This is a genomic window from Micromonospora sp. NPDC005171, assembly GCF_040608575.1.
In the GTDB taxonomy this organism is placed as follows: Bacteria; Actinomycetota; Actinomycetes; order Mycobacteriales; family Micromonosporaceae; genus Micromonospora.
Genome location: NZ_JBEXIM010000086.1, coordinates 1 through 1,231, shown reverse-complemented (window position 1 = coordinate 1,231; position 1,231 = coordinate 1). Strand labels below are relative to the sequence as shown.

Here is a 1,231-nt window from a genome sequence, read left to right as displayed (position 1 = left end):
CCGAGGAACTGCTGCGATACCTCAAGAACGAGGACGTGAAGTTCGTCGACGTTCGTTTCTGTGACCTGCCCGGCGTGATGCAGCACTTCAACCTGCCGGTCGAGTCCGTCAACGACGACCTCTTCACCGACGGCCTCGCGTTCGACGGTTCGTCGATCCGCGGTTTCCAGGCGATCCACGAGTCGGACATGCTCCTGCTCCCGGATGTCGCCACCGCGTTCATCGACCCGTTCCGCGCGCAGAAGACACTCGCGCTGAACTTCTTCATCCACGACCCGTTCACCCGCGAGGCCTACAGCCGCGACCCGCGTAACGTCGCGAAGAAAGCCGAGGCGTACCTCGCGGCCAGCGGCATCGCCGACACCGCCTACTTCGGCGCCGAGGCCGAGTTCTACATCTTCGACTCGATCCGCCACGAAACCTCGGCGCACCAGTCGTTCTACTACATCGACTCGATCGAGGGCGCCTGGAACACCGGCCGCGAAGAGCCCGGCGGCAACCGCGGCTACAAAACCGCCTACAAGGGCGGCTACTTCCCCGTCCCGCCGGTCGACCACTACGCCGACCTGCGCGACTCGATCGTGCGCCGCCTCGTCGACACCGGCTTCAACGTGGAACGCTCACACCACGAGGTCGGCACCGCCGGCCAGTCCGAGATCAACTACCGGTTCTCCACCCTGCTGCACGCCGGCGACCAGCTCCAACTCTTCAAGTACATCGTGAAGAACGAAGCCTGGGCCAACGGCAAAACCGCCACGTTCATGCCCAAGCCGCTCTTCGGCGACAACGGCTCCGGCATGCACACCCACCAGAGCCTCTGGCTCAACGGCGAACCGCTGTTCTACGACGAGACCGGCTACGCCGGCCTGTCCGACATGGCCCGCTGGTACATCGGCGGTCTGCTGCACCACGCCCCGTCGCTGCTGGCCTTCACCAACCCGACGATCAACTCGTACCGTCGCCTGGTGCCGGGCTTCGAAGCGCCGGTCAACCTGGTCTACTCGCAGCGCAACCGCTCCGCCTGCACCCGCATCCCGGTCACCGGCGCGAACCCGAAAGCCAAGCGCGTCGAGTTCCGCGTCCCCGACCCGTCGGCCAACGTCTACCTGGCCTTCTCCGCCATGATGATGGCCGGCCTCGACGGCATCAAGAGCAAGATCGAACCACCCACGCCGATCGACAAGGACCTCTACGACCTCCCGCCAGAGGAGTGGGGCGACGTCAAGCAGGT

At 65.2% G+C, this 1,231-nt stretch carries 1 protein-coding gene; it reads left to right on the top strand.

Annotated elements, in window-relative coordinates; all coding sequences use genetic code 11:
* Positions 1–1,231, top strand: a 1,231-nt coding sequence (glnA, locus tag ABZU74_RS34025; protein WP_112589649.1) for a type I glutamate--ammonia ligase, incomplete at both ends; no start/stop codon positions are given.